At 62.2% G+C, this 5,813-nt stretch carries 7 protein-coding genes; all 7 read right to left on the bottom strand.

Features of this window, described 5'->3' with window-relative positions; all coding sequences use genetic code 11:
* Positions 1 to 1,524, bottom strand: a 1,524-nt coding sequence (locus tag HP546_RS24580) for a PrkA family serine protein kinase (protein ID WP_172230693.1), incomplete at its 3' end; no start/stop codon positions are given.
* A 282-nt stretch (positions 1,525 to 1,806) separates the two neighbouring features.
* Positions 1,807 to 2,136 carry a thiosulfate sulfurtransferase GlpE gene (gene glpE / locus HP546_RS24585; RefSeq protein WP_172230696.1) on the bottom strand — a complete coding sequence of 110 codons (330 nt, stop codon included), beginning with the start codon at positions 2,134 to 2,136 and terminating at the stop codon, positions 1,807 to 1,809.
* Positions 2,137 to 2,151: 15 nt separating this feature from the next.
* A complete protein-coding gene (locus tag HP546_RS24590; protein ID WP_172230699.1) occupies positions 2,152 to 3,018 on the bottom strand; it encodes a symmetrical bis(5'-nucleosyl)-tetraphosphatase in 867 nt (288 codons plus the stop codon).
* The gene (gene apaG / locus HP546_RS24595; protein WP_172230702.1) at positions 3,018 to 3,398 is read right to left on the bottom strand and encodes a Co2+/Mg2+ efflux protein ApaG; all 381 of its coding nucleotides are present in this window, start codon (positions 3,396 to 3,398) and stop codon (positions 3,018 to 3,020) included. Before apaG ends, HP546_RS24590 begins: the two co-directional genes overlap by 1 nt.
* Positions 3,399 to 3,603: 205 nt before the next feature.
* Positions 3,604 to 4,407: a 16S rRNA (adenine(1518)-N(6)/adenine(1519)-N(6))-dimethyltransferase RsmA gene (rsmA, locus tag HP546_RS24600; protein WP_172230705.1), complete on the bottom strand. Its 804-nt coding sequence runs from the start codon at positions 4,405 to 4,407 to the stop codon at positions 3,604 to 3,606.
* Positions 4,404 to 5,393 carry a 4-hydroxythreonine-4-phosphate dehydrogenase PdxA gene (gene pdxA / locus HP546_RS24605; RefSeq protein ID WP_172230708.1) on the bottom strand — a complete coding sequence of 330 codons (990 nt, stop codon included), beginning with the start codon at positions 5,391 to 5,393 and terminating at the stop codon, positions 4,404 to 4,406. The genes rsmA and pdxA overlap by 4 nt, the downstream gene beginning before the upstream one ends.
* On the bottom strand, positions 5,390 to 5,813 hold a 424-nt coding region (locus HP546_RS24610), incomplete at its 5' end, for a peptidylprolyl isomerase (protein WP_172230711.1). The genes HP546_RS24610 and pdxA, both read right to left, overlap by 4 nt.

Consider the following 5,813-nt stretch of genomic DNA (forward strand, 5'->3'; position numbering starts at 1 on the left):
GAAGTCGGCGTACAGCACGTAGCGGTCGAAGATGTTCTGGCCATACTCGCTGTAGGACTCGAGGTAGGCGGTCTGGATTTCCTTGCCGATGAACTCGATGTAGCGCGGTGCCAGATATTCCTTGAGGTAGCGCAGGTAGCGTTCGCGCACTTCGGCAGGGAATTGCTCCTGCTCGATCTGCTGCTCCAGCACATACAGCAGGTGTACCGGGTTGGCCGCAATCTCGTGCGGGTCGAAGTTGAAGACCTTGGACAGGATCTTGAAGGCGAAGCGGGTCGACAGGCCGTTCATGCCCTCGTCGACGCCTGCCGAGTCGCGGTATTCCTGGATCGACTTGGCCTTGGGGTCGGTATCCTTCAGGTTTTCGCCATCGTAGACGCGCATCTTCGAGTAAATGTTGGAGTTTTCAGGCTCCTTGAGACGCGAGAGAACGGTGAACTGGGCGAGCATCTTCAGCGTGTCCGGGGCGCAATGGGCCTTGGACAGCGAACTGTTGACCAGCAGCTTGTCGTAGATCTTGATCTCGTCACTGACCCGCAGGCAGTACGGCACCTTGACGATGTAGATCCGGTCGATGAAGGCTTCGTTGTTCTTGTTGTTGCGGAAAGTGTGCCACTCCGATTCGTTGGAGTGGGCCAGCAGGATGCCGGTGTAGGGGATCGCGCCCAAGCCTTCGGTACTGTTGTAGTTGCCTTCCTGGGTGGCAGTGAGCAGAGGGTGCAGGACCTTGATCGGTGCCTTGAACATCTCGACGAATTCCATCAGGCCCTGGTTGGCCCGGCACAGCGCGCCCGAGTAGCTGTAGGCGTCGGCGTCGTTCTGCGGAAACTCCTCGAGTTTGCGGATATCGACCTTGCCCACCAGTGCAGAGATGTCCTGGTTGTTTTCATCGCCGGGTTCGGTCTTGGCAATGGCAATCTGGTTGAGAATGGATGGGTAGAGCTTGACCACTTTGAACTTGGAGATGTCACCGCCAAATTCTTGCAGGCGCTTGGTGGCCCAGGGCGACATGATGGTGTTCAGGTAGCGCCGTGAGATCCCGTACTCTTCCTCGAGAATGGCCCCATCTTCGGTGGCGTTGAACAAACCCAAGGGCGATTCGAATACCGGCGAGCCCTTGATGGCATAGAACGGCACTTTCTCCATCAGCTGCTTGAGTTTCTCGGCCAGCGACGACTTGCCGCCGCCTACCGGGCCCAACAGATAGAGGATCTGTTTCTTCTCTTCCAGGCCCTGGGCGGCATGGCGGAAGTACGACACGATCTGGTCGATGCACTCTTCCATGCCATGGAAGTCGGCAAAGGCCGGATAGCGACGGATCACCTTGTTGGAAAAGATTCGCGACAGCCTGGAGTTGGTTGAGGTGTCGATCAGTTCTGGCTCACCTATGGCCAGCAACAGCCGTTCGGCCGCCGATGCGTAGGCACTGCGATCCCCTTTGCACAGCTCGAGGTACTCTTGCAGCGAGAGTTCTTCCTGGCGCGTAGACTCGAAACGTTGTTGGAAGTGGCTAAAAATACTCATGACGTCACCTCGCTCGATACATGGAGACGACGCCGGATCAGTCAGCTGATGCTGGCATGCAACCGGGTTTGCCGATTGCCGTATACCCCCCAGAACACCCTGTAACGCTACCGATGACCCGCACGCCGGTGTACCGGCTCTCCCCTTTTTTGGATGGCCTGTGCTTAAGAGTAGTTGGTTATCCGCAAGGTCAAGGGCGAGGGGCGGAGAAGTTGCGAACGACCGTTCGTCAGATAAGCCGCGAGCCCGCACGGGGCGCGGGCTGCAGTAGAAATGAAAAAATTATTCGGCGGTGCCTTGGGCGGTCTCGGCCGGGTAGGTGGCGCGCCACAGTTCGAAGCCGCCATCCACGCTGTACACGTCGGAAAAACCTTGGCCTACCAGGTAGGCAGCAGCGCTCTGGCTGGAGTTGCCGTGGTAGCACACCACCAGGGTCGGGGCATCGAGGTCGGCGTTACGGATGAAATCGGCGACCGAATGGTTATCAAGATGCCGGGCACCGGCAATGTGGCCGGCGGCAAAGGCCTGCGAGTCGCGAATGTCGACGACTACCGCACCTTGCGCGCGCAGGGCCAGGGCCTGTTCGGGAGGGATGCGCTTGAATTCGCTCATGGGTAGGGCTTTCCTTCAGGGCTGATCGTTCAGTGTAGTGGGTTGGGCCGGTTGACGCAGGGTGCCGTCGTCGGCGCATTCGCAGCGGTGGTACTCGCCGCTGTCGATGTTGTACAGGGTCATTGCACCGCCCCATACGCAGCCGGTGTCCAGGGCGATGACGTCAGGCGCGTCGACGCGCCCTTCAAGCGCCGCCCAGTGGCCGAAGATGATCTTCACGTGGCGAGAGCGGCGGTCCTTGTGCGCAAACCAGGGCTTGTAGCCTTTGGGGGCGGTGCCCACGCCTTCCTTGCTCTTGAGGTCGAGTTTGCCCTCGGCGGTGCAGAAACGCATGCGGGTGAAGTAGTTGGTGATGACCCGCAGGCGCTCGATGCCGCTGAGGTTCTTGCTCCACCTGTTCGGCTCGTTGCCGTACATGCCGTCAAGGTACAGCTTCAGGCGGCCATCATCGCGCAGCACCTGCTCTACCTCTTCAGCAAGCTTCAGGGCCTGGCCGAGCGTCCACTGAGGCGGGATGCCGGCGTGGGCCATGGCGATGCCCCTGGCTTCATCGTAATGCAGCAGCTTTTGCTGGCGCAGCCAGTCGAACAACTGGTCGGCATCCGGCGCTTCGATGATCTCGCGCAGGGTGTCGCTTTTTTTCAGGCGCTCGACGTTGTGCCAGGCGGCCAGCAGGTGCAGGTCGTGGTTGCCAAGCACGCACACCAGTGACTGGCGGATCGAATACAGGAAGCGCAAGGTTTCCAGCGATTCCGGGCCGCGGTTGACCAGGTCGCCGACCAGCCACAGGCGGTCGACGGCCGGGTTGAAGCGAACGCGTTCGAGCAGGCATTTGAGGGGCTGCAAGCAGCCCTGCAGATCACCGACGGCGTAGGTTGCCATCAGTGCAGCGCCCCCGGCACCGCCAGCCGGAAGGGTGCGATCTGGGCGTCGAAGCGTTTGCCGTCTTCGGCGAACATCTGGTAACTGCCCTGCATCGTACCCACGCGCGTGCTGATCACTGCACCGCTGCTGTAGGTGTGGCTCTGGCCTGGGTCGATGCTGGGTTGCTGGCCGACCACGCCGGCGCCGCGTACTTCTTCGACCTCGCCATCACCGTTGGTGATCAGCCAGTGGCGTGACATCAGCTTGGCCTGGACCAGGCCGCTGTTTTTTACGGTAATGGTGTAGGCGAAAGCGAAACGACTGTTCTCGGGGTCGGATTGTTCTTTCAGGTAGCGGGTCACGACGCTGACGTCGATCTGATAGCGGGGGTCGGTCATGCAAGGGCCTTGGGCGAACTGACGCAATAATGCAGTCTAGGCCATTGAGAGGGGGGAGGGCCAGCGGTGTGGGGCTTGGGGATTGTGTTATCAGTTCCGGCCCTATCGCCGGCAAGCCAGCTCTCACAGGTAAAGCACAGGTCTTAGGTGCTGTGGTGTTCCTGTGGGAGTTGGCTTGCCGGCGACAGGGCCGATACAGGCTGGATCAGGCCGGTTGCTGATCAGCCAGCTGGTCGGCCAGGCGTACGAAAGCTGCCAGGTCCAGCTGCTCAGGGCGCAGGCTGCCATCCACGCCAGCTGCCTCGATGGCTGCGCTGTCGAGCAGGCCTTTCATGGTGTTGCGCAGGGTCTTGCGGCGCTGGTTGAACGCCTCGCGCACCACGCGCTCCAGCAGCAGGTGATCCTTGGCCGGATACGGCAGCACTTCGTGCGGTACCAGGCGGACAATCGCAGAGTCCACTTTTGGCGGCGGGTTGAAGGCGCCAGGGCCAACATTGAACAGGTGCTCGACCCGGCAGTGGTACTGCACCATGATCGACAACCGCCCCCAGTCACCACCGCCAGGGCCGGCGGCCATGCGTTCTACCACTTCCTTCTGCAGCATGAAGTGCATGTCGCGGATCAGCCCGGCGTGGCTGAGCAGGTGGAAGATCAACGGGGTGGAGATGTTGTAGGGCAGGTTGCCCACCACCTTCAGGCTGCGCGCTGGCACGCCCAGCTGGTTGAAGTCGAACTTCAGGGCGTCGCCCTGGTGCAGGCGGAAGTTGCCGCGGTCAGCGAACTTGTGCTGCAGGATCGGCACCAGGTCCTTGTCCAGTTCCACAACGTCCAGTTGTGCACCGCTGCCCAGCAGGCCTTCGGTGAGGGCGCCCTGGCCCGGGCCGATTTCCAGCAAGTGTTCGCCGGCCTTGGCGTTGATGGCGCGCAGGATACGGTCGATAACACCGGCGTCGTGCAGGAAGTTCTGGCCGAAGCGCTTGCGCGCCCGGTGTTGGTATTGCTCGTTCATGGTCGGTTCTCGGCCATCTGGTAGGCGGTGTCCAGCGCAACGCGCAGGCTGCCGGTGTCGATCTTGCCGGTGCCGGCAAGGTCCAGGGCGGTGCCGTGGTCAACCGAGGTACGGATGATCGGCAGGCCCAGCGTCACGTTGACCGCAGCGCCAAAGCCTTTGTACTTGAGTACGGGCAGGCCCTGGTCGTGGTACATCGCCAGCACTGCATCGCAGTGCTCCAGATATTTGGGGGTAAACAGGGTATCGGCCGGCAGTGGTCCGCGCAGGTCCATGCCTTCGGTGCGCAGGCGGGCCAGGGTCGGTTCGATGATGTCGATTTCTTCGCGGCCCAGATGGCCGCCCTCGCCCGCGTGCGGGTTGAGGCCGCACACCAGGATGCGCGGGTTGGCGATGCCGAACTTGTCGCGCATGTCGGCATGCAGGATTCGTGTTACACGCTCGACGCGCTCGGCGGTGATGGCGTCGGCGATGTCGCGCAGCGGCAGGTGCGTGGTCACCAGGGCGACGCGCAGGCCGTGCGTGGCCAGCATCATTACCACTTGCGCGGTGTGAGTCAGCTCGGCGAGGAATTCGGTATGCCCAGAGAAGGCGATGCCACTCTCGTTGATCACGCCCTTGTGCACAGGGGCGGTGATCATCCCGGCGAAATGCCCGTCCAGACAGCCTTGCCCGGCACGGGTCAGGGTTTCCAGCACGAACGCCGCGTTCGCCTGGTCGAGCTGGCCTGGCACTACCGGGGCTGCAAGGGGGGTGTCCCAGACGTACAGGCTACCTGCAGGCGCTGGCTGCTCGGGCCATTGGCCCGGCGCTACCGGCAGCAGGTTGACTGCAACCGCCAGCTGGGTGGCCCGCTCTGCGAGCAGGTCACGGCTGGTGATGGCGATCAGGGGGTGGGGCTGGGCGTCTGCGGCGAGCAGCAGGCACAGGTCGGGACCTATGCCGGCTGGCTCACCGGGGGTGACGGCGAAGCGCTGCGGCTTCACTGGGCGGCCTGGTCAGCGCCAGGCAGCTTGATTTCAACGTAGGCTTCGTCGCGGATCTGGCGCAGCCAGGTTTGCAGCTCTTCGTCATACTTGCGGTTACGCAGCACGCTCAGGGCCTGCTGTTCGCGCGCCTGCTCGGTGCTGTCGGTGGCGCGGCGGCCCAGCACTTCCAGGACATGCCAGCCGTACTGGGTCTTGAACGGTTTGGTCACGACGCCTTGCTGGGCGTTGGCCATCTGTTCGCGAAACTCCGGTACCAGGCTGTTCGGGTCAACCCAGTTCAGATCGCCGCCGTTAAGCGCCGAGCCCGGGTCTTCCGAGAAACTCTTGGCCAGGGTGGCGAAGTCTTCACCGTTGTTGATCCGCTCGTAGAGCTTCTCGGCCAGCTGTTCGGTGGCTGCATCGCTGCGCACTTCGCTT

Origin of the sequence: Pseudomonas sp. CM25 (assembly GCF_013179705.1) — a bacterium.
GTDB lineage: Bacteria > Pseudomonadota > Gammaproteobacteria > Pseudomonadales > Pseudomonadaceae > Aquipseudomonas.

Coding starts and splice junctions, on each gene's coding strand:
- glpE (WP_172230696.1), bottom strand. CDS start 2,136: ATGAGCGAATTCAAGCGCATCCCTCCCGAACAGGCCCTGGCCCTGCGC.
- HP546_RS24590 (WP_172230699.1), bottom strand. CDS start 3,018: ATGGCAACCTACGCCGTCGGTGATCTGCAGGGCTGCTTGCAGCCCCTC.
- apaG (WP_172230702.1), bottom strand. CDS start 3,398: ATGACCGACCCCCGCTATCAGATCGACGTCAGCGTCGTGACCCGCTAC.
- rsmA (WP_172230705.1), bottom strand. CDS start 4,407: ATGAACGAGCAATACCAACACCGGGCGCGCAAGCGCTTCGGCCAGAAC.